This is a genomic window from Halomonas sp. TH-94 (assembly GCF_057473365.1).
Genome location: NZ_JBYCKL010000106.1, coordinates 37940 through 64511 on the forward strand (window position 1 = coordinate 37940; position 26572 = coordinate 64511).

The window sequence follows — 26572 nt, forward strand, 5'->3', positions numbered from 1 at the left end:
ACAACAAGTCATCAACAGGACGTTGATCAAGAGGAACCCCGACATGACGACCCAAGCGCTCGAGACCATGAGCGGTTTTCGCAACCACTTCGCCACCGAGGCGCTGCCCGGCGCCCTGCCCGAGGGTCAGAACTCCCCGCAGCGCTGCGCCTACGGCCTGTACGCCGAGCAGCTCACCGGCTCGGCCTTTACCGCACCGCGTCACGCCAACCTGCGCAGCTGGCTCTACCGCGTTCGCCCCTCGGTAGTGCAGAGCGCCTATACGCCGCTGGAGAACCGCCGGGTGGCGACTTCGCCGCTGGCCAAGCCCGCCGCCGACCCCAACCAGATGCGCTGGGACCCGCTGCCGATTCCCGCCGAGCCCACCGACTTCATCGATGGGTTGCTGACCATCGCCGTCAACGGTGACGCCGGCACCCAGGCCGGCTGCGGCGTGCACGTTTACGCCTTCAACCGCGACATGACCGAGCGCTTCTTCTACGACGCCGACGGCGAACTGCTGATCGTGCCGCAGCATGGCACCCTGCGCCTGCGCACCGAAATGGGCGAGCTGCTGGTCAGGGGCGGCGAGATCGCGGTGATCCCCCGCGGCATCAAGTTCCAGGTGCGCCTGGCGGAAGGTTCCGATGCCGCCCGTGGCTATATCTGCGAGAACTACGGCAGCCCTCTGGAGCTGCCCGGCCTGGGGCCCATCGGCGCCAACGGCCTGGCCAACCCGCGCGATTTCCTCTCCCCCGTGGCGGCCTACGAGGATGTGCAGGGCGACTTCGAGCTGGTGGCCAAGTTCTCCGGACGTTTCTGGACCACCAGGCTCGGCCATTCGCCGCTCGACGTGGTGGCCTGGCACGGCAACTACGCGCCCTACAAGTACGACCTGGCCAACTTCAACACCATCAACACGGTGAGCTTCGATCACCCCGACCCCTCGATCTTCACCGTGCTGACCTCGGCTTCCGACACCCCGGGCATGGCCAACATCGATTTCGTGATCTTCCCGCCACGCTGGATGGTGGCCGAGAACACCTTCCGCCCGCCCTACTTCCATCGCAACCTGATGAGCGAGTTCATGGGGCTGATCCACGGCGAGTACGACGCCAAGGCCGAGGGCTTCCTTCCCGGCGGGGCCAGCCTGCACAACTGCATGTCGCCCCACGGCCCCGACGCCGAGACCTTCGAGAAGGCCTCCAATGCCGAGCTGACACCGCAGCGCCTGGATGCGACCCTGGCCTTCATGTTCGAGAGCCGCTATGTCTTCCATCCGACCGAGGCGGCTCTGGACGCGGACATTCGCCAGCGCGATTACGTCGACGTATGGTCGACCCTGCGCTCGCACTTCGATCCCAAGCAGCCCTGACAGCCTTGAGCGATCCAGAATAGCCCTGAGCGACGAAACGCTGAACCGGACGGGGCCGCCGAGCCCCGCCCCTGATGAAAGGATTGAGCCAAGATGAAACTCGCTACTCTGAAAAACGGCCGCGACGGCGAGCTGCTGGTGGTCTCCCGCGACCTCGCCCGCGCCGTCTCCGCCGCCGACATCGCCGCCACGCTTCAGCAGGCGATCGAGAACTGGGCTGAGGTGAGCCCCAAACTGGAAGCGCGCTACGCCGAGCTCAACGCAGGCAGCGCCAACGCTGCCTTCGCACTGGACCAGAGCAAGCTGCACTCGCCGCTGCCGCGCAGCTACCACTGGGCCGACGGCTCCGCCTACCTCAATCACGTCAAGCTGGTGCGCCAGGCGCGTAACGCCGAGATGCCCGAGACCTTCTGGACCGACCCGCTGATGTACCAGGGCGGCGGCGACCGTTTCCTTGCCCCCACCGAGGACATCGAGGCGGTGAGCGAGGAGCACGGCATCGACTTCGAAGGCGAGATCGCGGTGATCACCGACGACGTGCCCATGGCGGTGACCCCGGAGCAGGCCGCCGGCCACATCAAGCTGGTCATGCTGGTCAACGACGTCAGCCTGCGCGGCTTGATCCCCGGCGAGCTGGCCAAGGGCTTCGGCTTCTTCCAGGCCAAGCCGGCCTCGAGCTTCTCACCGGTCTGCGTCACCCCGGACGAGCTGGGCGATGCCTGGCAGGACGGCAAGGTGCACCTGCCGTTGACCGTACACCTGAACGGCGAGAAGTTCGGCGAGCCGGACGCCGGCCCCGACATGATCTTCAGCTTCCCGCAGCTGGTCGCCCACGCCGCCAAGACCCGCTATCTGGGCGCAGGCGCCGTGATCGGCTCGGGCACCGTCTCCAACCCCGACCCCGACGGCGGCCCCGGAAAGCCGATTGCCGACGGCGGCGTGGGCTACAGCTGCCTGGCCGAGGTGCGCATGGTGGAGCAGATCCTGCACGGCGCGGCGAAAACCTCTTTCATGCGCTTCGGCGACCGGGTGCGCATCGAGATGTTCGACCGTGACGGCAACAGCATCTTCGGCGCCATCGACCAGCAGGTGGTGAAGTACCAGCCCAAATAAGCGCCAGGAGGAAGCAAGCATGACCACGCTGTACGGCTATTTCCGCTCCTCGGCGGCGTATCGAGTGCGCATCGCGCTCAACCTGAAGGGGCTCGACTACGCCCAAGCCGCGGTCAATCTGGTCAAGGGAGAGCAGCGGGGCGAGGATAACCTCGCTCGCAACCCCCAGGGGCTGGTGCCGGTGCTGGAAACCGACGACGGTACCCAGTTGACCCAGTCGCTGGCGATCTGCGAATACCTCGACGAGTGTTATCCCGAACCGGCGCTACTACCGGCGGATGCCGCCGGGCGCGCCCGAGTGCGCTCGCTGGCTCAGCTCGTCGCGTGTGAGATCCACCCGCTCAACAACCTCAAGGTACTAAAGTATCTGGTGGGAGAGCTCAAGCTGGACGAGGAGGCCAAACTCGGCTGGTACCGCCACTGGATCGCCGAGGGCTTCACCGCCCTGGAAGCCAGGCTGGCCAGCGAGGCAGCCACCGGCGAGTTCTGTCACGATAACAGCCCAACCCTGGCGGATATCTGCCTGGTGCCCCAGGTGTTCAATGCCGAACGCTTCGAGTGCGACCTTGCGGCGTATCCGACGATTCGACGCATCGCCGAGCGTTGTCGCGAGCTCGAAGCCTTCACCAAGGCCGCACCGGGCCAACAGCCCGACGCCGGTTGAGCAGGACCACGGCATTTAGGCTATATTAAGCAGACTAACGACTAGCGGGCGCCGCGCCTGCCGTTCCGATTCGGAGCGGGGAGTGCGGCGCCCGCTGGTCGTTGTTCGCCCTCCCAAGGAGAGTTCGATGTGCTGAGGCTGAAGTCCCCTGCCACGGTCGTTACCCTGGCGGCCCTGACCGCACTGGGCCCGCTGGCCACCGACATGTACCTGCCGGCCATGCCGGCCATGGCCGCTGCGCTCGACACCGGCCCCGACCAGGTGCAGCTGACCCTGAGCCTGTACATGGCCGGCTTCGCCGCCGCCCAGCTGTTCTGCGGCCCCTTCTCCGACCGCTTCGGGCGCAAGCCGGTAATGATCTTCGGCTTCAGCCTGTTCCTGGTGGCGAGCCTGCTGTGCGCCTTCGCCCCCAGCATCGAATGGCTGCTGGCAGGACGCTTTCTGCAGGCCCTTGGCGGCGCCACCGGGCCGGTGCTGGGCCGCGCCGCGGTGCGTGACATCTACGGCCCCATCGAGGCCGGACGCATCCTCTCCTACATGGCAAGTACCATGTCGCTGGCCCCGGCGGTGGCACCCATCGTCGGCGCCGGACTGCTGCTGATCTGGGGCTGGCAGTCGGTCTTCGTGCTATTGGCGCTCTACGCCGCGGCGATGCTGCCGCTGCTGATCCTGGCGTTGCCTGAGCCGTTACCACCGGAGCGGCGGCAGTCGATCCACCCGAAGGCCATCATGGCCAACTTCCGCATGCTGCTCGGTCAGCGCACCTTCATGGGCTATACCCTGACCAACGCGGCGGCTTTCTCGGGACTGTTCGCCTATCTCTCGGGGTCATCGTTCGTGCTGATCGAGTTCCTTGGCGTTTCACCCTTCCAGTACGGGCTGTTCTTCTCCCTGATCGTGGCCGGTTTCTTCGTCGGTACCCTGCTCAGCGGTCGTTTCAGCCATCGCCTGGGACGCGAACGGCTGGTGGCCCTGGCCACCCTTATATGCGCAGCGGGAGGCTGCTTGATGGCGGCACTGGCTCTCTCCGGAGTATTTGCCGCCTGGGCCGTGGTCGGCCCGCATGTCGTGTTCATGGTCGGCATGGGTATATTGATGCCGCAGTCGATGACGGGGGCACTGGCTCCGAACCCGCAGTGTGCCGGTGCGGCATCGTCGCTGTTCGGCTTTCTGCAGATGACCATAGCAGCCCTGGTCGGCGGCGCCGTGGCCCAGTTGCACGACGGAACATCGCGCACCATGGCCATCGTCGTGGCGCTGGGCGGGCTGATGGCCGTGGCGAGCTATGTGGGACTGGTACGGCCTGCCGAGCGAGCCATGGCGGCCCAGCAAGCACAGGGGGTGGAACATTGAGCGAGCCTTCTCTCCCCTCTCGGCTGGTGATCCTGCTGCTGGCCTTGGCGGGTTTTGCCAGCATGGCCTCGATGCGGGTCACCGACGCCATGCTGCCGGCGCTGTCCGAGGCCTTTGCCCGCCCGGTGGCCGACGTGGCGCAGAACATCACCCTGTTCGCCATCGCCTATGGCGTGATGCAGCTCGCCTACGGCCCGCTGGGCGACCGTCACGGCACCCTGCGAGTGATCGGTCTGGCCACCCTGGCCTGTGCCGTGGGTGCGCTGGGCTCGGCCCTGGCCGAGTCGCTGCCGATGCTGCTGGTGTTCCGCACGCTGAACGGCGCCACCGCCGCTGCCATCATTCCACTCTCCATGGCCTGGGTTGGCGACAACGTGCCCTACGAACGGCGCCAGGTCACCCTCGCCCACATGCTTTCAGGCGCGGTACTGGGACTCATCTCAGGGCAGGTGGCGGGCGGTTTCCTGGCCGATACGCTGGGCTGGCAGGTGGCCTTCGCGCTGCTCACCCTGCTGTTTCTTGCCGCCGGCGGTCTGCTGTTGGTAGCGCTGCGGCGCCAGCCGGCGCTGTCGCCGCCCAGGGCCGATAAGGGCCGAACCAACTACTTCTCACGCATACGTGAGGTGCTGAACATTTCCCGTGCCCGCCGCATCCTGGTGCTGGTATTTCTCGAGGGTATCGCCGCCTTCGGCGCTTTGGCATTCGTTGCCAGCCATCTCTATACCCGCCTGGATGTCTCCCTGACCCAAGCCGGGCTGATGGTGGCACTGTTCGGCGTGGGCGGGCTGATCTTCGCCGCCCTGGCACGACCGCTGGTGGCACGCCTGGGCGAGCCGGGCCTCGCTGCGGGGGGCGGCGTGCTGATGGGGCTCGGCTTCATCGGGCTGGCGCTGGCCCCGCTGCCGGCCCTTGCTACCGCCAGCGCCTTCGCCGCCGGGCTCGGCTTCTACATGATGCACAGCACGCTGCAGATCAACGCCACCCAGATGGCCCCCGCCATGCGCGGAACCGCCATGGCGGTGTTCGCCGGCTGCCTGTTCCTCGGCCAGTCGGTAGGGGTAAGCCTTGGCGGGCTGGTGCTGCGAATGGCCGACAGCCTATGGCTGCTGACCGCCGCCGGAGTGTGGCTGCTGGCACTGGGGCTGGTGTTTGGCTGGCTGCTGCGCCAGTGGCACGGCGAGCGGGCCGCCACGGCCACGGCGTCATAGCCCGTCTTTCATAGGTTGCTGCGAAAGCCGGCGACCCAGCGCATGGCCTCTTCCAGCTCACCGCGATGGAACACACGCATCTCGACCTGGGGCAACAGCTTGTCGGCCAGCTTGGTGGTCGTTTCGATCCAGCGCTTGTCGGCGATTACCGCGGCGCGCTTGAAGCGGTGGTACTCGCCAAGCTTGCTCATGGCATAGGAGAGATCACGCAGCAGGGCGCCGGGGGTCATATGATCGAACTCGGTCATATCGGCCAGCACGCCGATGCGTTCACTGTACGCGAGCTTCTCCTCGATCGCCGGGATCAGCACATCGTAGTCCTCGCGGCGCAGCGTGCCCGATATGCGAAACGCCGCGACATACTCCGGGGCAGGCAGTGTCTCGATCATGGCTGGCTCCTCCTTGGCTGCCGGACTCAGGTCTTGACTCTAGGATAGCCCCCACCGGCTGCGGTTCCCTCCTGTCGGCACTACCTCCAGAACGGCTTACGCACCTCCCGCTCGGCGGCACCCCGGTCGAGGCCGATGTCTTGCAGCAGGTGGTCGTCGAGTTGGCCCAACTGACGCCGCGAACGGTAGCGTTGATGCTGGCTTCTGAGCCGCAGGCCAAGGCGGGAAAGATAAGCGAGAATCATGCTGGCATCTCCTGTCGGTGGGTTCTGACAGGCTATGGCCGCACACAAAATCATTACAGATTCAGAGGATAAATAGTTTTTCAATACAGATGGCACTATTCTAACGCTGTATCGCCCCTTCCCTCACCACCTGTACCGCAAAGCGGGAGCAGCTGAGCGAATCTGTCATGAAACGTTACGAACAAGTAGCGCAGACCCTGACTCAGCGTATCGAGCAGGGCCAGTACCGTGTCGGCGATCGACTACCCTCAGTGCGTGCGCTCTGCAGCGAGCTGGGTATGAGCATCTCGACGGCGCAGGAGGCCTATCGTCGCCTCGAGGAAGCCGGCCTGGCGCAGGCGCGCCCTCGGTCGGGCTACTACGTATTGCCCCGTCCGACCCCAAGCCTGCTGCCGAAGGTATCCCGCCCCGCCCAGCGCCCGCTCGACGTTTCCCAATGGGACCAAGTGCTTGAGCTGGTGGCGCGCTCCCCCGAGGAGGATCGCCTGCTTATGCTGGGGCGCGGAATCCCCGATCTTGCCGCCGCCAGCCTGCGCCCCCTGCAGCGCCAGCTGGCTACCCTGCACCGCCACGTGGCGGCCCACGGTCTCAACTATGACAGCCTGCAGGGCAGCCTTGCACTGCGCCGCCAGGTCGTGCGGCTGGCCACCAAGTCGGGCTGCCTGCTGCACCCGGATGACGTGCTGATCACCACCGGCTGCCAGGAGGCGCTTTCTCTCGCCCTGCGCATCCTGACCGAACCGGGCGACGTGGTGGCGGTGGACTCGCCGAGCTTCTACGGCACCATGCAGATTCTCAAGGCCCAGAAGCTCAAGGCGCTGGAGATTCCCACCGACCCGCGCACCGGCATCAGCCTGGAAGCGCTGGAGATGGCGTTGGAACAATGGCCGATCAAGGCCATCCAGATCACACCCACCTGCAACAACCCGCTCGGTTACACCATGCCCGAGGCGCGCAAGCGAGCGCTGGTCGCCCTGGCCCAGCGCTTCGACGTGGCCATCGTCGAGGATGACATCTACGGCGATCTCTCCTTCGAGACACCCAGACCGCGCACCCTCAAGAGCTTCGACGACGATGGCCGGGTGCTGCTGTGCAGCGCCTTCTCCAAGACCCTGGTGCCGGGGCTGCGAGTCGGCTGGATGGCGCCGGGGCGATACCGCGACCAGGCCCTGCACATGAAGTACGTCTCGACCGGCGCCTCGGCCACGCTGCCGCAGCTCGCCGTGGCGGAGTTCGTCCAGCACGGCCACTACGAGCGTCACCTGCGCGAGATGGTGCGCCAGTACCGCCGACATCGCGACGTCATGATCGACTGGGTCACGCGCTACTTCCCGGCGGGCACCGGGGTCAGCTATCCGCAAGGTGGTTTTCTGCTGTGGCTGGAGCTGCCGGGCGCCATCGACTGCGTGCGCCTCAAGGAATTCCTGGCACACGAGGGCCTGCACATCACACCAGGTTCGCTGTTCTCGGCCTCGGGTAAATATCGCCACTGCCTGCGCCTGAACTACGCCATGGCCCTGACACCCACCGTCGAAGCCGGCGTCCGACGTGTCGGCGAGGCGGTAACATCACTGCTGGGGCAGGCAGAGCCGGCCTGATTCAAGCCCCCGTGATCGCGCTCGCCTCGGCGGTTTGGTCCATATCGCCCTGCAGCGCCGGAAGCAGGTAGCGTTGCCACAGCGCCTGTTCGTGTTCGGCACGGAAGAAGCCGAAGTGACCGATGCGGGCCAGGCCCGCCTCCTGGGGTCGGATACGCTGCAGGGTGCGCGGGGCGTTGGTGTAGAAGCCATGCAGCGACTCGGTGTTACGCGCCGACATGAAGTCGTCATCGCTGAAGGAAAGCGACACCACCGGCGTACGCACGGCGGCGAAGCGCTCACGCATGCCGGATTCCGCTCCTACGACATACTCCGGATGCAGGCACCAGCGCCGCCACTGCTCGACCACGCCGCGCGGCAGGTCGCCCACCATATTGAGCCGCTTGCCGGGAAAATAGCCCAGCAGCGGCGTGAGCAGCGGCACGGCGCCGAACCAGAACAGCCACACACGCCGCTTCAGCGCCGGCGCGTTCTCACGCCAGTAGCCGCTGCCGCAGGCCACGGTGACGATGCGTTCGAGCCGCTCGTGCCCCGCCACCAGCGGCAGTATCTGCCCGCCCAGGCTGTGGCCGATCCAGTAGCGCGGCAGCCCCGGCGCCTGATGCTCCAGCGCCCCGAGCACTGCCGACGCATCGAGCCGGGCCCAGTCCATGATGGTGGCCGGAAAGCCGCTCAACCGCGCCGGCCGCGACGCTCCCATGCCGCGATAATCGAAGGTGGCCACGGCCATCCCTTGCCCTGCCAGCCACTGTGCCAGCGGGGCATAGAAGCGCTGGGACACGCCCATGGCGGGGGCGATCAGTACCGCCGCCGTGGGATTTTCCGGGGTGACGAAGCGGGCAGCGATGGTCACGCCGTCGCTGGCTTGTAGCTGTCGTTCCTCGAGCTGGGATGCCATCTCGTTGCCTCCTCACCATATCGGGACTGCCGCCGTGCGGGCCTCTCGAACCATGGTAAGGTGTGGAGCCAACTCCACAGTCAAGGAGTTTTCCTCATGCTGATCGGCGAGCTGGAAAGGGCCTGCGGGCTTGGCCGCGACACCATCCGCTTCTACGAAAGACGTGGCCTGATCACGCCCCCATCGCGACGCGACAACGGCTATCGCGAATACACCGAGCTGACCCTGGCCGAGCTGCGCTTCGTGAGGCGAGCCCGCGAACTGGAATTCAGCCTGGACGAGATTCGCGAAGCGATGCCGCGCTTTCACCCCGAGCCCCCCTTCTGCGACGAGCTGGAAGCCCGGCTGTTGCACAAGCGCGAGGCGTTCTGCACCCAGATCCGCGAGGCCGAAGCCAAGATCGCCATGATCGATGACCTGCTCGCGCGGCTGCGTGCGGCCACCGCCTGAGCCATTGCGATGTGTTGCACGATCCGCTCAATCGTTATGCGGTGGAAGTATCGACTGCTCAAAGAGCTCGGCGTTGGGACAGAATTCCCGACACTCCTCCCGCGGGGCATCGTGGCGCAGCGCCAGCCAGCAGGTCGCGACCTTGGGGCAGGCACTGCAAACGGTACGCAGGGAATGGATGGCCGGGTCGCGGCTGCAGGCGGCCGGATCGAGGCCGAAGCGTCGCATCATCACGGGTAGCAGGGAACTGGCGGGAGAAAAATCCGCCAGTTCCCGACTGGCCAGGCTGCGTGCAATGGCCTGCTCCAGCGAAGGACTCATGGGGTGAGCCAAATCATGTATCAGCACACTCAGTGCTTTTGGCTCACAGCACCTGAGCTCGAGCAGGGCCCGCTCGCCTTCGAGAAAATCGTGCAACTGCTTCTCGTCATGTGGCGGCGGGCGGGACTCTTGGGGTGGTCGAGATTCATTCATCAAGGCGTTCCTCTACAGCCAGTTCTTACCGTAGCGCCTCTATCACGCCTCGCCTTGACCCCGCTCAATAGATGACCAATCAAGTAAGTCCTCACTTACTCGCGGCTTGACGGATCACCAACGGAACGCCGGCGGTACCCAGCCGTGCCTGCTGCAGAGCGCAACACCAGCGTTTCATCTTGGGACAGCCGGCTCGCGCTTCACCGTTCCCACCTCAATTCAGGAACCAGAGCAAAACGCTCATGACACTGATTTTAAATAACAAAAACAGGAAAGGTTCGGTACTTGCTATATAGGGTTAAGCAACACCACAAGAATAATCCAGGAGAAGCCCCCGTGATCAAATTTGCACTTCCCGCTGGGCTGTGCGGCCTGTCCCTGCTGTTACCGGCCCTCTCCCAGGCCTCCCCCGGTGGCGAGGCCATCGAACGTTACTGCACCGCCTGCCACCAGTCCCAGGATGGCTCCCAGAACTGGAGCCGCATCAGCCAGCAGCGCAAGACCCCGGAGGGCTGGGACATGACGCTGGCGCGCATGCAGATCATGCATGGTCTGGAGCTACCCGCCGAGGCGCGCCGCGACATCGTCAAGTACCTGGCAGACACCCAAGGGCTCGCCCCTGAAGAGAGCGCCTCCCAGCGCGAGCTGATCGAGCGTCGGCTCAACCGCATCGAGTCCTTCGATCACCCCAGCTACCAGGAGATGTGTGCTCGCTGCCACACCGGCGGTCGCGCCCAGCTGCAGCAGCGCCCGCTGGAGGAGTGGGAGCATCTGGTGCACTTCCACGTAGGCCAGTTCCAGACCATCGAATACCAGGCCATGGCCCGGGACCGGGACTGGTTGGACATTGCCCTGCACGAGATCGCCCCCTGGCTGGCCGAAACCCAGGGTCTTGAAAGCGAGGCCTGGGACACCTGGCAGGCGGCCGAGGCGGTTTCCCCCGAAGGCGACTGGCAGCTCTGGGGCCACTGGCCTGGCGAGGGCGACTTCTACGCCGATGTGACCATCACCGCCACCGCGGGCGAGGATGCCTACGCCATGCGCCTCGACGGCGCCTTTACCAACGGCCGCCCGCTGACCGGCGAGGGCCAGGCCATCGTCTATACCGGCTACGAGTGGCGCGCCAGCCTGAGCCTCAACGGCCACGACTTCAAGCAGGTGCTGGACCTCTCCGGCGAGCGGCCCAGCGGACGCATCTTCGACGACCGCGACGAGGCCGTCGGCATGATGGTGGAAATGGTACCCCGTGACGGGGACGAACCCGGCCTGGTGGCCAGCCTTCCCGCCTCGCTGAAGGCAGGCGAACGCAGCCGCCTGGTACTGCTGGGCCAGGGCCTTGACGAAGGTGAGATCAATCTCGGCGCGGACGTGACCGTGCGCGAGGAAGTGGAACGCAGCGACCACCGCCTGGTGCTGAACGTCGAGGCAAGCACCGACCTGACCCCCGGTTGGCTGCCACTGCGTGTCGGCGCACAGACACACGAGCAGCTGCTCGCTGGCTACCGCCAGGTGGATCGCCTCGAGGTAACCCCTCCTCTCGGCGTGGCACGTATCGGCAATGACAAGACCCCGCCGGTCAGCGGTGTCTTCAGCGCCATGGGTTATCTGGGTGAAGGCGAGGAGAGCATCCCCCTGGGCCAGGTGCCGGTACGCTGGAGCGTCACCCCCTGGGACGAGATCGCCGAGCGCGACGAAGACGCCAAGTTCGCCGGCGTGATGGACGCCGCCACCGGTATCTTCTCGCCGGCCGGGGCCGGGCCCAATCCGCTGCGCCAGTACAACGCCAACAGTGTGGGCAACCTTCGCGTCACTGCCAGCGTCGTGGGTCAGGAAGCCTTACAGGACGAGGCCCAACTGATCGTTACCGTGCAGCGCTGGAACAACCCACCGCTTCGCTGACACCAGAACCAGGAGATCATCATGGGAATCTTGCAAGCGATCCCCCAGAACCTGCATCGGGTGGAAGTGGAAGGCCGGCCGCTGTGGTTTCATATTCCCACCACCAGCCTGTTCGCCCCGGATGCCCTGAGCGAGGAGCTGCTGGCCCTGGCCGGGCGCGGCGAGGGGCTCGACAGCCGGGCGCTGCCGGAAAACCTGACCCGCCGCGCCAGCGGCGACGATATCCAGGCGCGTCTGGAGCAGCTCAAGGCGCTGAAGCTGATCACCGACGGTGCCGTCCAGGCCTACAACTCCAGCGTCAAGGTGGAGCAGTTCCCGCTCTCCACCGTGGTGCTCAACGTCAACACCGGCTGCAATCTGAGCTGCAGCTACTGCTACAAGGAAGACCTGGACAATCCTCGAGACGGCAAGAAGATGGCCTTGGCCACCGCCCAGGCCTCCGTCGAGATGATGCTGCGCGAAGCCCCGCAGCGGGACCGCTACAACATCGTCTTCTTCGGTGGCGAGCCGCTCAGCAATATGCCGCTGATCCGTCAGGTGGTCGACTGGGCCGAGGCGCGCATTCACGGGCTCGGCAAGGCGGTGGACTTCACCCTGACTACCAACGCCACCCTGCTGAGCGAGGAAAAGATCGCCTTCTTCGACGCCCACCGCTTCGGCCTGACGGTGAGCATGGACGGCCCCAAGGCGATCCACGACAAGAATCGCATCGCCGTCAACGGCCAGGGCACCTACGACCTGGTGGCCAAGCGTATCGCGCCGCTGCTGGCCAGCTACCGCTCACGGCCGGTGGGCGCCCGGGTCACTCTGACCCGTGGCATCACCGACGTGGTCGGTATCCACGACCACCTGGTCAACGAGCTGGGCTTCGCCGAGGCGGGCTTCGCCCCGGTCACCTCCGGGGACATGGCCGCCTACAACCTGACCAGTGAGGAGCTCAAGCAGGTCTTCGATGGCATGGTCGAGCTCGGCGAGCGTGCAGTCGAGGCTGCCATCCAGGACCGCGACATCGGCTTCGGCAACTTCAACCAGCTGCTCACCGATCTTTGGGAGGGGCGCAGCAAGGCGGTGCCCTGCGGCGCCGGGCTGGGGCTGGTGTCGGTCGACCATGCCGGCGACGTGCATCTCTGTCATCGCTTTACCGGCTCAGAGATGCCCACCTTCGGCAGCGTTAGCGAGGGACTCGACCACGCCGGCCTCAAGCAGTTCATCGAGGCCAGGAGCGACCGCTCCGAGCGCGGCTGCAGCAACTGTCGCATCCGCAACCTCTGCTCCGGCGGCTGCTACCACGAGAGCTACGCCCGCTACGGCGACGTCATGACCCCCACCTACCACTACTGCGATCTGATGCGCGACTGGGTCGACTTCGGCATTCAGGCCTATGCCCGCATCCTGCGTCACAACCCCGATTTTCTCGACGGCCCCCTGGCCGGGAGGCAAAGCGCATGACTCACAACAAGAAGAGTTTTACCGAGCTGGGGCTGGCGCCCCTCAACCGCAAGGCCCGCGAGATGGAGCGAGCCGCGACCCCGGAGGCCCTGGAAGAGGTCCAGGCCATGCAGACCATTGCCGGCTGTACCTCCAGCTTCGACCCGGGCTGGGAGGTGGACCCCTTCGGCGGCGTGGCTTCGCTGTGCCAGCCCATGGAGGCGGATCTCTACGGCTGCGCCGACCCCTGCTGGTGGCCCGCTCAGGTGCCGGACACCATGAACACCTACCCCCACTGGGGGGATGGGGCCGATCGCGCCGAGGATGACTGGCGCAAGCTCGACAGCGTCTACCCGGGAGGGGATCAGTGATGAAGAGCCTTACGATGAAACGACTCAACCTGATCCTGACGGGCCTGCTAGCCCTCGCCGCCCAGCCCCTGGTGGCTGATACCGCCGGCGCCGGTGAGACCGGCGCCGACGAAGTCCGCGAGTACCTGGTGACCATGGCCCGTCCCAACCAGCTCTATGTGATCGATCCCGAGGCCCGGGAGGTGGTGCGTACCTGTGACGTGGTGGGCGCCTTCGGCTCCGGCACCCTGCAGCTCTCTCCGGACGAGCGCATCGCCTATGTGCTGCACAACCGCTGGGAGGACGTGGTGGGCATCGATCTCACCAGCTGCGAGGAGGTGTTCCGCGCCCAGCAGTCCGAGGGCGACGTGCGCGCCAAGGTGCTCGCCTCACTGGCAGTGAGCCCAGACGGTAGCCGCCTCTACACGGTGCAGGATCGGGTACGTCTCCACCGCGATCGCTACGAGGTACTCGAACCGCTGCTGGCGGTCTATGACACCTCGGCGGGCCTCGACGCCAAGCCCCTGGCCACCTTCCCCGCTCCACGCCAGGTCACCACCATGGGCGCCGCCGCAGATGGCTACCTCTACCTTGCTGGAGCCGACATCTACCGGGTCGATCCGCAGAGCGGCGAGACCGAGATCGCCATCGCCAACCGCAACTGGGATCGACCCGACTTCAGCCCACCCGACTCCCTGGCGATGTGGACCATCGGCGAGGTCACGGACGAGTTCGTGCGTCCCTACACGGTGGCGGAACACCCCGGCGAGGAGAACGAGGCCTGGCACTGGGGCATCAGCCGGATCGACCTGACCACCGGCGAGACCGAGAACAAGGAGATCGCTCCCTTCGAGTTCATCATCTTCTCCATGGTCTCGGATCCCCGGGAGCGCGACGTCTTCTACGGCGTCTACACCCAACTCAGCAAGCTGGACGCCAGAACGCGGGAGATCGTCCGGGTGATCGACCTCGACCACACCTACTATGTCATCAATACCTCTTACGACGGCTCGCGCATCTATGTGGGCGGTGCCTCCAGCGATATCGCCATCTACGATGACGACTTCAACGACCTGGGACGCATCCGCCTGCCCGGTGACATGAGCACGGCCACGTTGAAGGTGGCGCGCTTCTAGATTGCCGCTGCGTAGTGCTCTTTGGCCGGGGCTCCCTGAGAGTCGCCGGCCACTTCTGCTGAGGAGATGCCGATGAGCGAGCCTGAGACGTTCCGGTCGCTGCCCTGGAGCTGGCTCTATCGCCCGCTAAGGGCGCGGCGTCCGGCACTCGTGCGGCTGTTGGCGCTGAGCCTGGTGGCGACCCTGCTCGCGCTGTTGCCCCCGCTGCTCACCCAGCGACTGATCGATCACGGCCTGATGCAGGGCGACTTCACCACGGTGGCTGCCTATGTCGGCGCCCTGGTAGCGGTGGGGCTCTCCGCCCTGGGCTTGCAGGGGCTGACGCGCCTTCAGCATGTGGCGCTCTCCGCCCGGCTCCTGCTGTCGCTGCGCCGCTCCCTGCTGCGCCATCTGCTGCGCCTGGCCCCGGCCCGCTGGCAGGCCCGAGGCCGGGGCGACCTGATGAGCCGGCTCGATGGCGACCTGTCGATCCTTCAGGGCTTCGCCCTGGACGGGTTGCTCAGCGGGTTCAGCAATCTGCTGGGGCTGGTCGGGGCACTCGCCATGATCGGACTGTTCAGCCCCACCTTGATGCTCCTGGTAGCGGTATTGGTGCCCATCCAGTGGCTCTGGCTGCGCGCCTGGCGCCCGACGTTGACCCAGCGCCAACAGGCGCTGCGGGAACAGAGCGGCGATATCTCCGGCTTCTGGCAGGACACCCTCGCGCATGGCCCCTGGTTCCAGGGCCAGGCCCTGGAGGCGGCGCGGCTCAATCGCCTCCAGGGACTCGGCCACGATCAACTGAGGCGCCTGCTGGCAGTCCGCTGGGTGGGCTTTCTCAGCGACATGGGCCCTCAGCTGATCCTCGCTCTGGCCCGGGCCGGGGTGCTGCTGGGCGGTGGCTATCTGGTAATCCAGGAGCGCCTGCAGCTGGGCGAGCTGGTGGCCTTGCTGGCCTACCTGGGCATGGTAATGGCGCCCATCGGCGGCCTGCTGGGCCTCTACGGTGGCTGGCAGCGAGCCCGGGTCAGCGCGACTCGTCTCGCCGAGCTCTTCGCCGAGCCCACCATGAGCGATCCCTACCAAGGCGCATGTCCGTCGGGGCCCGGGGCGCTTCGCCTCGAAGGGGTACGTTTCCGCCACTCGGGACTGGCGGACTGGCTGCTGGACGGTGTCGATCTCACGCTTGCGCCGGGCAGCAAGGTGCTCATCGACGGCCCCTCGGGAGCCGGCAAGAGCAGTCTTATCCGTCTGCTGTTGGGCCTGGAAACCCCCGAGGCGGGCAAGATTCGCGTGGATGGCGTACCGCTCGCCGAACTCGCCCGCCGCCACTGGCTGAAGCAAGTGGCCTGGGTGGAGCAGCACCCCAGCCTGCTGCGCGGCAGCCTGGCCGAGGCCTTGCGCGCCCTGGCCCCCGAGGCCAGCGATGCCGAGCTGATCGAGGCGCTGTCGCGGGTGGGCCTCGGCGGCTGGCTGTCCGGCCTGCCGCAAGGCCTCGCGACCGAACTCGGCGACCTGGGCGGCAAGGTTTCCGGCGGCCAACGCGCGCGCCTGGCCCTGGCCCGGGCGCTGCTCAAGAAGCCTCGCCTGGTGCTGCTGGACGAGCCCACCGCAGCCCTGGATCCCGAGGCCGCGCGGGCCTTCGATGTCCTGCTCGACGAAGTGCTGGGCGATACCACCCGGCTGATCATCAGCCACCAAGGGGGGCACTTCAGTAACCTGGATGCCCGTTATCATCTCCGAGGAGGACGGCTGATCGTCATGGAGGCGGCAACGCCATGTCCATGACGAGGCGCTCACCGTGCATTGGAATTATCGATAGCGGTATCGGCTCTGACACCGATTCCAGCCCCAGGCTGGTGCGCTGCCATGCCCCCAGCGGTCCCGAGGATCGCCTGGGCCATGGCCGTGCCATCCTCGCCACCTTGGGCCATTACCTGCCGCTCCCACGGCTGGAAGTTGCCCTCTACAAACTCTTCGAGGAGCGTCTGACTGCCAATGCTGCCTCCCTGGCAGCGGCCTTCGAGTGGCAGGCCGAGGCACCCCCGGCCTGGCTGCTGTGCAGCCTGGGCTTGCCCCGCACCGATGCAAGGCTGCAGGCGGCGGTGGAACGTCTACAGGCCGCGGGTACACGGATCGTTGCCGCGAGCCCACGTTTCGGGGCGCCGGTCTATCCGGCGGCCTGGCCTGGGGTGGTGGCAGTCAGCGGTGCCGCGGGCCTGCCACCCGGCCCACCGCGCCAGGGCCATGACGGACGCTGGTACGCCTGCGTCTGGGCGGCCCAGCAAGGTCAGGACGCCTGGCAGCCTTGGCAAGAGGGGCCGCCACCGCTCGGAATGCCAGGGCCCCTCGGCGGCGCCAGCTTCGCCGCAGCCCATGCGCTGGGCTACTGGTTGGCAGTAGCGGATGGAGAAACGGCGGTGGCAGGGGTTACCGCCGGCAACGCCGGCCAATCAAGGTGATCCGACCACCAACGGCTCACCGCAGGGACCGCAGAACCCGCCTCGGCCAGTAGCGCAGCCACCCGGGCGCTATCCTCGGCCTGCATGGCCCCGACCAGCGGCGCCAGGGCCACTCCTGCCACCGCCTGGATCCCCAAGGGCTGATCCGAGGTGAAGACGAGGTCCCGCTCGACCAGGCGGGTGCCGACGACAGCCAGCCCGCGGCCGACCCGAACGTGTGCCCAAGTCTCCGGCACGTGCAGCGGCCGGAGATCGGGCCAGTGGCAGCGCGCAGCCCAGTAAGGGGCGGGGTCGGCAGCCATGGCCTGGCGATAGAAGTCCCGCCCGGCCCGCGCGAAGCGCCAGTACTGGGCGTCCTGACGCCGCTGGTGGAAACGCTCCAGAGGGGCGAGGCTGGCTCCTTCGATCAGGCTATTGAGAACCGGCGCCAGGCCATGGGCAGAGGAGAGCGCATTGAAGATGCCCTGGCCGGAGAGGGGATCGATGGCCATGGCAGCGTCCCCTAGCCGCCACACTCGCCCTTCCCGCACGCGGGTGCGCCCCAGCATGCTGGGGCGCTGATAGTGATGCTGGATGGAGCTCTCGCCCCAGAGCTCAGCCAAGGCCGGCTGGGCTGCCAGCCAGAGGGCCGGATCACGGCGAGCCTGTGCCAGGGTCGGTTCCGGTAACGCCAGCTGCAGGTACTGCTGGCCGAGAAGGCGCGACCACCAGGCCCAACCGCCGGCGGGCAGCGACAAGGCGGCGCTGGCCGGCGCGATGTCCGCGGCCTCGCCGCGCAGGATCCAGGCAGGAACCGACCAGGGGGCAGTGTCGTGGAATTGGCGCCTCGCCACCGCCCGGCCCCGGGCCTCCACGCCCCAGCCGGCCCTCAGCACCCGACCGTCCGCCAGGGTGAGCCGCACTTCCTCGCCACCACTGACGAACCTGCTTATCCGCGCCTCGATCACGGTGATGCCGGCTGCGCCCAGGTCCTCCATCAGGGCCGCATCGAAATCGGGCCGGGGCAGCAGCCACTCGGCATTGGGCGCCCGCGCTTCGCCCGCCCAGGTAACCCGGCGTGGCAAGGGCCCAACCGCGCAGGCAGCGGCCCGAGCCAACCCAAGGCCCTGCAGGGCCTGAAGGCTTCGGCGTGAGATACCTTCGATGGCACGATAATCGCGACAGCGGCTCACCACGGTGACCCGCCGGCCGGCGCGATGCAGCAACATCGCCAGGGCAGCCCCGGCAGGGCCGCCACCGGCGATCAGCACCGCCTCATCGCTCATCAGAAGAACACGCCCACCAGCAGTTGGGCATAGAAGGACGTATCGTCATCGCCAAGCTGGGTGCCGCCCTGTTCCGCACTCCTGTCGGGGGCGTACCAGCCAAGCAGCGGCGAGACATAGAGCCACTCGGTGGGCAGCCACTCGAGATAGAGGTTGTACTCCCGGCCGCCCATGTCGGGCTGGTCGACGGTATCGCGGCTGGAGAAGTCGTAGGCCAGCAGCCCCAGGTTCAGGGCCTCATTGATCGAGCCCTCCAGACCCAGCCGCCACACCTCGGCGTTGCTGTTGAAGGGGCCGGCGTAGTTGGCCGCCACCTCGCCCTGGAACCAGGTGCCATAGCCACGTGTGGCGCCGAAGAAGAGAGGATCCCAGCCCTCGGAGAAGCGGCTGTAGCGCAGCGACAGGGTAGGCTGGCCGGGCAGTTCGCTGAAGGTCCATGCCGGCTCAACGGCCCAGGCATTCTCACGGGTATCCTTGCGCTGATGGGCGAGCTCGCCGCGCAGGCTCAAGGCCTCGTCCAGCAGGCGCTGCTCGAAGCGCAATCCATAGACGTCCATGCCATCGCGCTGGGCCAGGAACTCATCGGCCTCGGCCTCTTCGACGCCCAGGCCACGCAGGTAGGTGGCCTCCACCAGGCCGCTGCCGAGATCGTGAGCCAGGGTCAGAGCAGCCATCTCGGTACTGGCCTGGGCCGGATTGTCCGATTCGAACCAGGCCAGTTGGCCCTGCCAGCCCTCGCGGCCCAACGTCACCATGGCGGTGCGGTCGAAGGCCTGGCGCCCGGCCAGATAATAGGCACCGCCGCGGTCCAGCTCGTCGCCCAGGGCGTCCCCCAGGCTGGTGGCATCGCCGGCCACCAGGAAGCCGTCGCCCAGGATGATCGGTTGGCGCCCGGCGGAGACGTCCAGACGCCAGGGCGAGCCCGGGTCGCCCAGCGACTCGCTGCGGTAGCCGAGGAAGGCGTCCTCCAGCTCCAGCTCGCGCTCGTTGCCGGAAGTGAAGCCGGCAGCGTCGCCATCCCCCCAGGTGGCGGTGCCCACGGTGCTGACCCGGCCATAGAGGCCACTCTCCTTGGGGTTGAGTTCGGCCCCAAGGGTCAGCACGCCCTCCTGCCAGCGGTAGCGGCGCGCCTCGGCCGCCCCGTTGGCATAGCCCCGATCGCTATGGAAAGCGCCCAGCAGCGCCTGGATGTCGATGTCCACCGTGGAGTGGCCGAGATCGGCCATCTCGTAGCCATTGGCGGGCAGGGTGACGGCCAGCAGCAGACCGCCCAGCGTCCCGCACAGAGGTGCCGAGGTGTTGTTCTTGTTCATTCTCTTCCCCTTGCATGGAAGGGCCCCGGCCGGTGTCAGGGCCCGGTTGCCTCAAACGACCTATCTCAAACGACCTATCTCAAACGACCTATCTCAAACGATCATGACGACGGACTTCTGCTCGGTGTAATGCTCGATCAAGGAGTCGCTGAGCTCGCGACCGATACCCGACTGCTTGAAGCCACCGAAGGGCATGCAGGCATCCAGCAGGTTATGGCCATTGACCCAGACGCTACCGGCCTCGATCTCCGGCACCAGGCGATTGACTGCCGAGAGGTCGTTGGACCAGATACTGGCGGCCAATCCGTAGGGCGAGTCGTTGGCCAGGGTCACCAGCTCGTCCAGCTCACGGAAGGTCTGCACCACTACTACCGGACCGAAGATCTCCTCCTGTACGCAGCGGCTGTCCTGCGCCAGGCCGGTGATCACCGTGGGCTCGACGAAGTAGCCGGTGTCGCGCCCCGTGCCGCCGCCAGTCACGATAATACCGCCATCGCCGCGTGCCTGATCGATATAATCGAGCACGCGCTTCTGCTGCTTGGCGGAGACCAGCGGGCCAAGGGTAGAGGCCGGTTCCCAGCCCGGTGCCAGGGTCAAGCCTTGGGCCTGCTCGGCGAGCTTGGCGACGAAAGCGTCGTGGATCGACTCGTGAACATAGATCCGCGAGCCGGCGGTGCACACCTGGCCCTGATTGAAGAAAATCGCCTGGGCGGCGCCGGCGGCAGCGCCCTCGACATCCGCATCGGCCAGCACCATCACCGGTGACTTGCCGCCCAGTTCCAGAGTGGTGCGGGTCAGGTTCTCCATCGCGGCATGGCCGATCTGCTTACCTACCGGTGTGGAGCCGGTGAAGGCCACCTTGTTGATGCCTGGGTGACCGGCCAGGGCCGCACCCGCCTCATGGCCTAGCCCGGTGACGACATTGAACGTGCCGGCAGGAAAACCCACCTGCTCGACCAGCTCGGCCAACAGCAGGGCCGTGAGCGGAGTGTCCTCGGCGGGCTTGAGCACGATGCTGCAACCGGCGGCCAGCGCTGGCGCCACCTTCCAGGCCGCCATCAGCAGCGGGAAGTTCCAAGGAATGATCGCCCCCACCACACCGACGGGCTCGCGGCGGGTATAGGCAACGATCTGCTTGTCGTCGGGCACGAAGGGCATCGAAGGCGTCATGCTGCGCCCTTCGATCTTGGTGGACCAGCCGGCAGTGTAGCGAATGAAATCGATGGCCAGATTCACATCCATGTGCCGCGAGAAGGTTACCGGCTTGCCGTTGTCCAGCGTCTCGAGCAGGGCGAAGTCGTCGGCGCGCGCCTCCAGGGCATCGGCAAGATCAAGCAGCAACTTCTCGCGCCTCGCCGGTCGCGACTTGCGCCAGTCGCGAAAGGCCTCCCGGGCCGCACCAACCGCGGCGTCGATATCCGCAGCATCGCCTGCGGGAACCCGGCTGATCACCTCGGCGGTAGCGGGGTTGTAGACGTCCAGGGTTCGTCCGCTGGCGGCGGGAAGCCACTCTCCACCGATGAAATGGGCGTGGCTTTTGTCCAGCCAGGATTGGATAGTGCTGGAGAGCTGCGTCATGGTTGTGCTCCTATGGGGCTGAATTATGATTGTCGGAAGACCATGCTGGCACCGCAGGGCCTTGTGACGTCTTCAGCAAAGTGTTAGCAAGCCCCGTGCCAGCTGAAATCGAACAGAACAAACATAATATTATCAGCGGGTTGTGGAACACCTTGGTAAACGCAGCAGCGCTGTCGTGTCGCCGGACACGACGGCTGTCGCATCCTGGGACACTTCGCCGACTCGCTGGGAGAGGCCCATGAACACCCGAGCCGCCCTGAGAACCCCCGACGTGATTCGCCAAGCCCGTGAGCACCTGAGCCGTGGCCAGCTGCCAATGGATCTGCTCGATGCCAGCATCGGCCGTTCCTGGCAGCGCTGTCTGGAACATGGCCTTAGCCCAGGCATTCGGCTCGACCTGCCGCGACTCGACAGTCGCGAATTGCGCCTCCAATGCGAGCAACATCGCCGCCTGATCGCACTCGCCGACCCTCTGGTCAGCCAGATGACCGAGGATCTGCGCGGCTGCCAGCTGCTGCTCGCCACCCCTGATGCCACCATACTAAAAAGCTACGGGCGGAATTTCGTACTGGACGAGCGTCTACGCATCGGGGCAGGCATCAACCTGGACGAGCGCTGGTTCGGCACCAATGCGCCGGCCCTGGCGCTCATCGAACGGGCTCCGGTGTTGGTCAAGTCCTGCGAGCATCTGCTGTTCCCCGACAACCCGGTCTCCTGCGTGGCCGCCCCGCTGTTCGACCTCAACGGCGACTGTCTGGGTCTGATCGACCTCACCTTCGAGGCCAACCATCCGCGCCCCGAGATTTTCTTGCGCCGGGTGCAGCAGCTCACCGGGGCACTGGAGCAGCGACTCTTCCTTCATCATTACCAGCAGCGCTGGGTGCTTCAGGTGCACGCCTCACTGGCCGAGCTGGACAGCGTGAGCTGCGGCCTGGTGGCAATCAACGATGCGGGCCTGATCCTGGCGGTGGATACTCAGGCCACCCAGTGGCTGGGGCATACCACCGCCTCGTTGGTCGGACGCTCAATCGAGGAGCTACTGGGCAGTCTCTGGCCGACACTTCAGCAGCAGTGTGAAGGGCAATCCGAGCTATTGGGCCTGGAACTGACCGGCGGCCGGCTATTTGGCCGTCTCAATCCTCCCGAGAAGTGGCAGCCGGCCGAGGTCATTCGCGTACCGTCGCCGCAACCCGCCACGCCACCTGTTGGCCGACAATTGGACGATCTCATAGCGAGCTGGCCCACGGCCTTGGCTCGGGAGGCACACCGCGCCGCACGAGCCCTGTCCGCGGGCTTGCCGGTACTGCTACAGGGTGAAACCGGGACCGGAAAAGAGCAACTGGCCCAGGCGCTGCACGCCAGCCTGGGAGGACAACGACCTTTCGTAGCGCTCAACTGCGCAGCGCTGCCGGAGAGCCTGATCGAAGCGGAGCTCTTCGGCTACGGCGACGGTGCCTTCACCGGAGCACGCAAGGGGGGGTATGGCGGTCGCCTGATACAGGCCAACGGCGGCACTCTGCTGCTCGACGAGATCGGCGACATGCCGTTGGCGCTCCAGGCCCGGCTGCTGCGGGTACTGCAGGAGCGGGTAGTGACGCCGTTGGGCGATCACCGCGAGGTGCCCATCGACTGCCGCGTGATCGCCGCCAGCCATCGCGACCTGGAGGCTCTGGTGGCGGCCGGCGACTTCCGCGAAGATCTCTTCTACCGTCTGGCCGGGGTGGTCGTGGAGCTTCCCACCCTTGACGAGCAAGCCGATCTCGCAGGCCGGATTCGTGAACGTTGGAATTCGCTGTGTCAGCGCCATGGCCGCAACGTGATCCTGGATGAGAGCCTGGGGGAACGTTTGGCCGCTTACCCATGGCCCGGCAACTGGCGGGAGCTGGAGCACTGCTTGGAGGCTGCCCTGGTGGGTACCGAACCTGAGTGCCAACGCCTGACCCTGGAAGGGCTTTCGCTGCGCTGGCAACGCAAACTGCAGGCAGGCGTCACTGACAACCCCACCGCTGCGCCGAAAGCGACAGAGGAGCTCATCGGAAGCCCACAAGTGCTGCGTGAGTTGGAGCATAACCATATGGTACGCACCCTCGAGGCCCACGGCGGCAACATGACTGCAGCCGCTCGCGCTCTCGGCATCAGCCGCTCGACGCTCTACCGACGGCTGGGATAGGCATCTTTGGTGTTAGCGCTACTGTCGGTATGGACGGGCATACCACACGACGCCGTCATCTCGAGCAGTTAGGATAGGCTTGCCTTCGACTCGAGCCCTGCCCTGACTGGAGACAACATGCAGCCGCCCCTGCCGCACAACATTCCTTTTCGAGATGCCGTTGCCGTCTGGCTGCGCATCGCCCTGCTCAGCTTCGGCGGCCCGGCCGGGCAGATCGCCGTGATGCATCGAATTCTGGTGGAAGAGAAGCGCTGGATCGGCGAGAACCGTTTTTTGCATGCGCTCAACTACTGCATGCTGCTGCCCGGGCCGGAGGCGCAGCAGCTGGCGATCTACATCGGCTGGCTGATGCATCGCACCAAGGGCGGCCTGCTGGCCGGCACGCTGTTCGTGCTGCCCGGCTTCATCAGCATTCTGGCGCTCAGCTATCTCTACGCCGCGTTGGGTAACGTCGGGGTGGTGGAAGGACTGTTCTTCGGCCTCAAGGCGGCGGTGCTGGCCATCGTGATCAACGCGGTGGTACGCATCGGCAAACGCGCCCTGCGCAACAATGTCATGCTGGGCATCGCCGCAGCCGCCTTCGTCGCTATCTTCTTCTTCGATATCGCCTTTCCCTTGATCATCCTGGGCGCGGCGCTGATCGGCTTTCTCGGCGGCAAGGCCGGCTCGCCGCTGTTCCGCGTCGGCGGCGGGCATGGTGGAAGTGAGTCCGGCGGCCTGGCCGATAGCGATTCACTGCTGGGCGCCGAGCTGCCCGACCACGCGCGGCCCAACCGCGCCTGGTCGCTGAAAGTGTCGGGTATCTTCCTGACGCTGTGGCTGACCCCGGTGGCTCTGCTGCTGCTCACACTGGGCCCGGCCAACGTGTTCAGCCAGATCGCCACCTTCTTCAGCCAGATGGCGGTGGTGACCTTCGGCGGCGCCTACGCGGTGCTCAGCTACGTGGCCCAGGCGGCGGTGCAGAGCTACGGCTGGCTGGCACCGGGCGAGATGCTCGACGGCCTGGGCATGGCCGAGACCACACCCGGCCCGCTGATCCAGGTGGTTCAGTTCGTCGGCTTCATGGGCGCCTTCCGCGACGCCGCGCCTCTCGACCCCTGGCTGGCTGCCACCCTGGCTGCGGTGCTCGTCACCTGGGTCACCTTCGTGCCCTGCTTCCTGTGGATTTTTCTCGGCGCACCCTATGTCGAACGCCTGCGCGACAACGCCGCGCTGAGCGGCGCCATGACAGCGATCACCGCGGCGGTGGTGGGCGTGGTGCTGAACCTGGCGGTGTGGTTCGGCCTGCACGTGGTATTCGCCGAGGTCGGCGAGTGGCGAGGCGCGGGACTGCGCCTGCTGGTACCCGATGTCGCCAGCCTGGACTTGGCAGCCCTGGCCCTCTCTGTGGCGGCCCTGCTGGCGATATTCCGCTTCGGCGTCGGCATGCTCAAGGTGCTGGGCGCCTGCGCCCTGGCCGGCGTACTGTTGGCCCTGCTATAGCGCACGTAGCGTCAGGCGGTCTCGGCCAGCCGCTCGAAGGCCGCCGCGTTGGGGCAGAAGGCGCGACACTCGTCGACCCCCGCCTCGCGACGCATGGCGCCCCAGCAGTAGCCGGCCACCGGGCAGGCATTGCAGTTGCCGCGCAGGCTGGGATAGCTGACGTGGTCGGTGACGCAGGCCTGCTCGATACCGAAGCGCTGAAGCATGGCCGGCATTAGGGTATCGGCAGGTACGAAGGCGCGATAACCACCGCGGTCGAGATGTCTGGCGACCTCACGCTCGAAGGCAGGCTCCAAAGGCGTTTTCAGATCCTGAAGCATCTCGCTGTAAACCTTGGGCGATTCCGCCTCGATCTCGCGGACCAGCCGTCGCGTGGTGGCGCGGTAGCTGCCTTCGCAAAGACGCTCCCACCATGTCGTCCTGGGTGCCTGATTCATGACGTCTCTCCCTTCCGGTGCGTTTTCAGCAGTATCGACTCTCTCCCCTTGGGCAGCATTGACTGAGGTCAAAATAGTTGCATTTGAAACAAATATCGGCTCTGTCGTAAATGCCAACGAGCGCGGCCAGGGCCGCGCTCGCAGAGGTAACGAAAGATGAAGATCAGGCTTCGGGGTCGATTACCTCGTCCTGCGACAGCCCCTCATCGCCCTCGGCGGCGTCGAGCTGCTCGAAGAAGTAAGCGTGGGCGGCTTCACCATCGACACCCTTGGCACCGGCCGCTTCCTTCCACTCCCCCGGCAGAGCGGCGGCCAGCTGCTGGAAGCGTTCGATCTCCTCGGCCGGTAGCTCGATGAAGGTGTTGCCCTGTTGCTCGGCGAATTCAATGCCGCGCACGTCGACCACATCCATCATGTAGCCGAACAGGCGCGAGAGCTTCTCGCCTGAGACGCTTTCGATCGCCTCGCGGTCTTCCGCGGAAAGCGAGGCCCAGGTATCGGGGTTCATCACCAGCGAGAAGCTGCCACGATAGAAGCCACCCGGCATCTGCACCGTGTAGGGCAGCACCTCGGCCAGACGGAAGCTCTTGAGGCCCTCCAGCGTCAGCATGGCACCATCGATGACACCCTGGGTCGCCGCCTCGTAGGTGCTGGCTGGCGGTAGCGCCACGCCGGTCAGCGCCAGGGCGTTGGAGATATCACCCATCACGCCGCCGCCGATGCGCACGCGCTTGCTGCGAAGGTCGTCGAGGCTGTCGATGGATTGGTTGAGGAACATCGAACCCGGCCCATGCACGCCCACACCGATTACTTCGACGCCGCGATGCTCACCGGCATCGGCGAAGTACTCATTATGCGTGCGCCAATAGGCCACCGAGGCAGCTTCGGAAGAGAAGTCCTCGAAGGTGGGTAGCTCGGGCAGCTTGGTCAGCTCGAAGCGACCCGGCATCAGGCCATGGAACAGCCAAGTGACATCGGCCACGCCGTCGGCTATCAACTCCATCTGGGCGTTGGGCGGCCCCATGTCGTGGACCACGTTGACGGTAACGCGGCCCTGGGTGGCTTCTTCCACCCAGCTCGCCCAGGTCGGCCAGACAATGGTGTTGACGCCATGGTTGGGACCCGCCCAGGTGCTGACCTGCAGTTCGGTAGCAGCAGCGCCCTGGAAGGCACCGAAAGAGAGCGCAGTGAGTGTCGTCAGTGTCGCGAGCTTGTGTATTTTCATTGTCGTTCCTCGTGAGTCCCGGTTGTCAGGGTTGGCGTAGGTCTTGTTAATAGTAAAAAGTGAGCGAGCGATGGCTAGACAAGGCAAAAATCAGCGAAAAGA

The 26572-nt window shown here is 66.1% G+C and carries 24 protein-coding genes; 15 read left to right on the top strand and 9 right to left on the bottom strand.

What is annotated here, in order from left to right:
* Positions 1-43: 43 nt before the first annotated feature.
* The 5 genes from hmgA to AC2VNO_RS17905 all read left to right on the top strand — a co-directional run bounded on the left by hmgA (position 44) and on the right by AC2VNO_RS17905 (position 5692).
* Positions 44-1354, top strand: coding sequence for a homogentisate 1,2-dioxygenase (gene hmgA / locus AC2VNO_RS17885; RefSeq protein WP_486935394.1), 1311 nt, complete (start codon positions 44-46; stop codon positions 1352-1354).
* 93 nt (positions 1355-1447) lie between these two features.
* A complete protein-coding gene (locus AC2VNO_RS17890) occupies positions 1448-2467 on the top strand; it encodes a fumarylacetoacetate hydrolase family protein (protein WP_486935395.1) in 1020 nt (339 codons plus the stop codon).
* Between the two features lie 19 nt (positions 2468-2486).
* Positions 2487-3131 (top strand): maleylacetoacetate isomerase, encoded by a 645-nt coding sequence (gene maiA, locus AC2VNO_RS17895; RefSeq protein ID WP_486935396.1) that lies wholly within the window; start codon positions 2487-2489, stop codon positions 3129-3131.
* Positions 3132-3260: 129 nt separating this feature from the next.
* Positions 3261-4484 carry a multidrug effflux MFS transporter gene (locus tag AC2VNO_RS17900; RefSeq protein WP_486935397.1) on the top strand — a complete coding sequence of 408 codons (1224 nt, stop codon included), beginning with the start codon at positions 3261-3263 and terminating at the stop codon, positions 4482-4484.
* Positions 4481-5692, top strand: a complete 1212-nt coding sequence (locus AC2VNO_RS17905) for an MFS transporter (protein ID WP_486935398.1) — start codon at positions 4481-4483, stop codon at positions 5690-5692. Before AC2VNO_RS17900 ends, AC2VNO_RS17905 begins: the two co-directional genes overlap by 4 nt.
* 8 nt (positions 5693-5700) lie before the next feature.
* Here AC2VNO_RS17905 and AC2VNO_RS17910 read toward each other — a convergent pair whose 3' ends face one another.
* The gene (locus AC2VNO_RS17910; RefSeq protein WP_486935399.1) at positions 5701-6081 is read right to left on the bottom strand and encodes a SpoIIAA family protein; all 381 of its coding nucleotides are present in this window, start codon (positions 6079-6081) and stop codon (positions 5701-5703) included.
* A gap of 80 nt (positions 6082-6161) precedes the next feature.
* Complete coding sequence (locus AC2VNO_RS17915; protein WP_486935400.1) at positions 6162-6326, bottom strand: DUF1127 domain-containing protein; 165 nt, start codon at positions 6324-6326, stop codon at positions 6162-6164.
* 167 nt (positions 6327-6493) lie between these two features.
* Between AC2VNO_RS17915 and AC2VNO_RS17920 the strand changes: the two genes are divergently transcribed.
* Entirely contained in the window at positions 6494-7924 is a 1431-nt protein-coding gene (locus AC2VNO_RS17920; protein ID WP_486935401.1) for an aminotransferase-like domain-containing protein, read from the top strand.
* A 1-nt stretch (position 7925) separates the two neighbouring features.
* Here AC2VNO_RS17920 and AC2VNO_RS17925 read toward each other — a convergent pair whose 3' ends face one another.
* Positions 7926-8822 (bottom strand): alpha/beta hydrolase family protein, encoded by an 897-nt coding sequence (locus tag AC2VNO_RS17925; protein ID WP_486935402.1) that lies wholly within the window; start codon positions 8820-8822, stop codon positions 7926-7928.
* 96 nt (positions 8823-8918) lie between these two features.
* Here AC2VNO_RS17925 and AC2VNO_RS17930 point away from each other — a divergent pair, with 96 nt between their 5' ends.
* The gene (locus AC2VNO_RS17930; RefSeq protein WP_486935403.1) at positions 8919-9272 is read left to right on the top strand and encodes a MerR family transcriptional regulator; all 354 of its coding nucleotides are present in this window, start codon (positions 8919-8921) and stop codon (positions 9270-9272) included.
* Between the two features lie 27 nt (positions 9273-9299).
* Here the strand turns inward: AC2VNO_RS17930 and AC2VNO_RS17935 are convergent, their stop codons facing one another.
* A complete protein-coding gene (locus AC2VNO_RS17935; protein WP_486935404.1) occupies positions 9300-9746 on the bottom strand; it encodes a hypothetical protein in 447 nt (148 codons plus the stop codon).
* A 336-nt stretch (positions 9747-10082) separates the two neighbouring features.
* On the opposite strand from AC2VNO_RS17935, the gene peaA reads away from it, so the two are divergent.
* The 6 genes from peaA to AC2VNO_RS17965 all read left to right on the top strand — a co-directional run bounded on the left by peaA (position 10083) and on the right by AC2VNO_RS17965 (position 17000).
* Positions 10083-11645 (top strand): quinohemoprotein amine dehydrogenase subunit alpha, encoded by a 1563-nt coding sequence (gene peaA, locus AC2VNO_RS17940; protein ID WP_486935405.1) that lies wholly within the window; start codon positions 10083-10085, stop codon positions 11643-11645.
* A 21-nt stretch (positions 11646-11666) separates the two neighbouring features.
* Positions 11667-13094, top strand: coding sequence for a quinohemoprotein amine dehydrogenase maturation protein (gene peaB, locus AC2VNO_RS17945; RefSeq protein WP_486935406.1), 1428 nt, complete (start codon positions 11667-11669; stop codon positions 13092-13094).
* Positions 13091-13444, top strand: coding sequence for a quinohemoprotein amine dehydrogenase subunit gamma (qhpC, locus tag AC2VNO_RS17950; protein ID WP_486935407.1), 354 nt, complete (start codon positions 13091-13093; stop codon positions 13442-13444). Before peaB ends, qhpC begins: the two co-directional genes overlap by 4 nt.
* A gap of 14 nt (positions 13445-13458) precedes the next feature.
* On the top strand, positions 13459-14559 hold the full coding sequence (gene peaD / locus AC2VNO_RS17955; protein ID WP_486935408.1) for a quinohemoprotein amine dehydrogenase subunit beta: 1101 nt from the start codon (positions 13459-13461) through the stop codon (positions 14557-14559).
* Positions 14560-14631: 72 nt separating this feature from the next.
* Entirely contained in the window at positions 14632-16326 is a 1695-nt protein-coding gene (locus AC2VNO_RS17960; protein WP_486935409.1) for an ABC transporter ATP-binding protein, read from the top strand.
* The gene (locus tag AC2VNO_RS17965) at positions 16317-17000 is read left to right on the top strand and encodes a S8/S53 family peptidase (RefSeq protein WP_486935410.1); all 684 of its coding nucleotides are present in this window, start codon (positions 16317-16319) and stop codon (positions 16998-17000) included. Before AC2VNO_RS17960 ends, AC2VNO_RS17965 begins: the two co-directional genes overlap by 10 nt.
* Here AC2VNO_RS17965 and qhpG read toward each other — a convergent pair.
* The 3 genes from qhpG to AC2VNO_RS17980 all read right to left on the bottom strand — a co-directional run bounded on the left by qhpG (position 16925) and on the right by AC2VNO_RS17980 (position 21156).
* Positions 16925-18265 carry a flavin-dependent monooxygenase QhpG gene (gene qhpG, locus AC2VNO_RS17970; RefSeq protein ID WP_486935411.1) on the bottom strand — a complete coding sequence of 447 codons (1341 nt, stop codon included), beginning with the start codon at positions 18263-18265 and terminating at the stop codon, positions 16925-16927. The genes AC2VNO_RS17965 and qhpG overlap by 76 nt on opposite strands.
* The gene (locus tag AC2VNO_RS17975; RefSeq protein WP_486935412.1) at positions 18265-19578 is read right to left on the bottom strand and encodes a hypothetical protein; all 1314 of its coding nucleotides are present in this window, start codon (positions 19576-19578) and stop codon (positions 18265-18267) included. Before AC2VNO_RS17975 ends, qhpG begins: the two co-directional genes overlap by 1 nt.
* Before the next feature lie 93 nt (positions 19579-19671).
* Positions 19672-21156 (bottom strand): aldehyde dehydrogenase family protein, encoded by a 1485-nt coding sequence (locus AC2VNO_RS17980; protein ID WP_486935413.1) that lies wholly within the window; start codon positions 21154-21156, stop codon positions 19672-19674.
* A 238-nt stretch (positions 21157-21394) separates the two neighbouring features.
* Here AC2VNO_RS17980 and AC2VNO_RS17985 point away from each other — a divergent pair, with 238 nt between their 5' ends.
* Positions 21395-23326: a sigma-54-dependent Fis family transcriptional regulator gene (locus AC2VNO_RS17985; RefSeq protein WP_486935414.1), complete on the top strand. Its 1932-nt coding sequence runs from the start codon at positions 21395-21397 to the stop codon at positions 23324-23326.
* Between the two features lie 117 nt (positions 23327-23443).
* A complete protein-coding gene (gene chrA / locus AC2VNO_RS17990; protein WP_486935415.1) occupies positions 23444-24808 on the top strand; it encodes a chromate efflux transporter in 1365 nt (454 codons plus the stop codon).
* Positions 24809-24819: 11 nt separating this feature from the next.
* On the opposite strand, the gene AC2VNO_RS17995 is transcribed toward chrA, so the two are convergent.
* Positions 24820-25245: a hypothetical protein gene (locus AC2VNO_RS17995; RefSeq protein ID WP_486935416.1), complete on the bottom strand. Its 426-nt coding sequence runs from the start codon at positions 25243-25245 to the stop codon at positions 24820-24822.
* Between the two features lie 163 nt (positions 25246-25408).
* Positions 25409-26470 carry a TRAP transporter substrate-binding protein gene (locus tag AC2VNO_RS18000; RefSeq protein WP_486935417.1) on the bottom strand — a complete coding sequence of 354 codons (1062 nt, stop codon included), beginning with the start codon at positions 26468-26470 and terminating at the stop codon, positions 25409-25411.
* Positions 26471-26572 lie beyond the last annotated feature (102 nt).

Bases quoted from the DNA above. Each gene is read 5' to 3' on its own strand.
- hmgA (WP_486935394.1), top strand. From the start codon at position 44: ATGACGACCCAAGCGCTCGAGACCATGAGCGGTTTTCGCAACCACTTC.
- AC2VNO_RS17890 (WP_486935395.1), top strand. From the start codon at position 1,448: ATGAAACTCGCTACTCTGAAAAACGGCCGCGACGGCGAGCTGCTGGTG.
- maiA (WP_486935396.1), top strand. From the start codon at position 2,487: ATGACCACGCTGTACGGCTATTTCCGCTCCTCGGCGGCGTATCGAGTG.
- AC2VNO_RS17910 (WP_486935399.1), bottom strand. From the start codon at position 6,081: ATGATCGAGACACTGCCTGCCCCGGAGTATGTCGCGGCGTTTCGCATA.
- AC2VNO_RS17915 (WP_486935400.1), bottom strand. From the start codon at position 6,326: ATGATTCTCGCTTATCTTTCCCGCCTTGGCCTGCGGCTCAGAAGCCAG.
- AC2VNO_RS17920 (WP_486935401.1), top strand. From the start codon at position 6,494: ATGAAACGTTACGAACAAGTAGCGCAGACCCTGACTCAGCGTATCGAG.
- AC2VNO_RS17925 (WP_486935402.1), bottom strand. From the start codon at position 8,822: ATGGCATCCCAGCTCGAGGAACGACAGCTACAAGCCAGCGACGGCGTG.
- AC2VNO_RS17930 (WP_486935403.1), top strand. From the start codon at position 8,919: ATGCTGATCGGCGAGCTGGAAAGGGCCTGCGGGCTTGGCCGCGACACC.
- AC2VNO_RS17935 (WP_486935404.1), bottom strand. From the start codon at position 9,746: ATGAATGAATCTCGACCACCCCAAGAGTCCCGCCCGCCGCCACATGAC.
- peaB (WP_486935406.1), top strand. From the start codon at position 11,667: ATGGGAATCTTGCAAGCGATCCCCCAGAACCTGCATCGGGTGGAAGTG.
- qhpC (WP_486935407.1), top strand. From the start codon at position 13,091: ATGACTCACAACAAGAAGAGTTTTACCGAGCTGGGGCTGGCGCCCCTC.
- peaD (WP_486935408.1), top strand. From the start codon at position 13,459: ATGAAACGACTCAACCTGATCCTGACGGGCCTGCTAGCCCTCGCCGCC.
- AC2VNO_RS17960 (WP_486935409.1), top strand. From the start codon at position 14,632: ATGAGCGAGCCTGAGACGTTCCGGTCGCTGCCCTGGAGCTGGCTCTAT.
- AC2VNO_RS17965 (WP_486935410.1), top strand. From the start codon at position 16,317: ATGTCCATGACGAGGCGCTCACCGTGCATTGGAATTATCGATAGCGGT.
- qhpG (WP_486935411.1), bottom strand. From the start codon at position 18,265: ATGAGCGATGAGGCGGTGCTGATCGCCGGTGGCGGCCCTGCCGGGGCT.
- AC2VNO_RS17975 (WP_486935412.1), bottom strand. From the start codon at position 19,578: ATGAACAAGAACAACACCTCGGCACCTCTGTGCGGGACGCTGGGCGGT.
- AC2VNO_RS17980 (WP_486935413.1), bottom strand. From the start codon at position 21,156: ATGACGCAGCTCTCCAGCACTATCCAATCCTGGCTGGACAAAAGCCAC.
- AC2VNO_RS17985 (WP_486935414.1), top strand. From the start codon at position 21,395: ATGAACACCCGAGCCGCCCTGAGAACCCCCGACGTGATTCGCCAAGCC.
- chrA (WP_486935415.1), top strand. From the start codon at position 23,444: ATGCAGCCGCCCCTGCCGCACAACATTCCTTTTCGAGATGCCGTTGCC.
- AC2VNO_RS17995 (WP_486935416.1), bottom strand. From the start codon at position 25,245: ATGAATCAGGCACCCAGGACGACATGGTGGGAGCGTCTTTGCGAAGGC.
- AC2VNO_RS18000 (WP_486935417.1), bottom strand. From the start codon at position 26,470: ATGAAAATACACAAGCTCGCGACACTGACGACACTCACTGCGCTCTCT.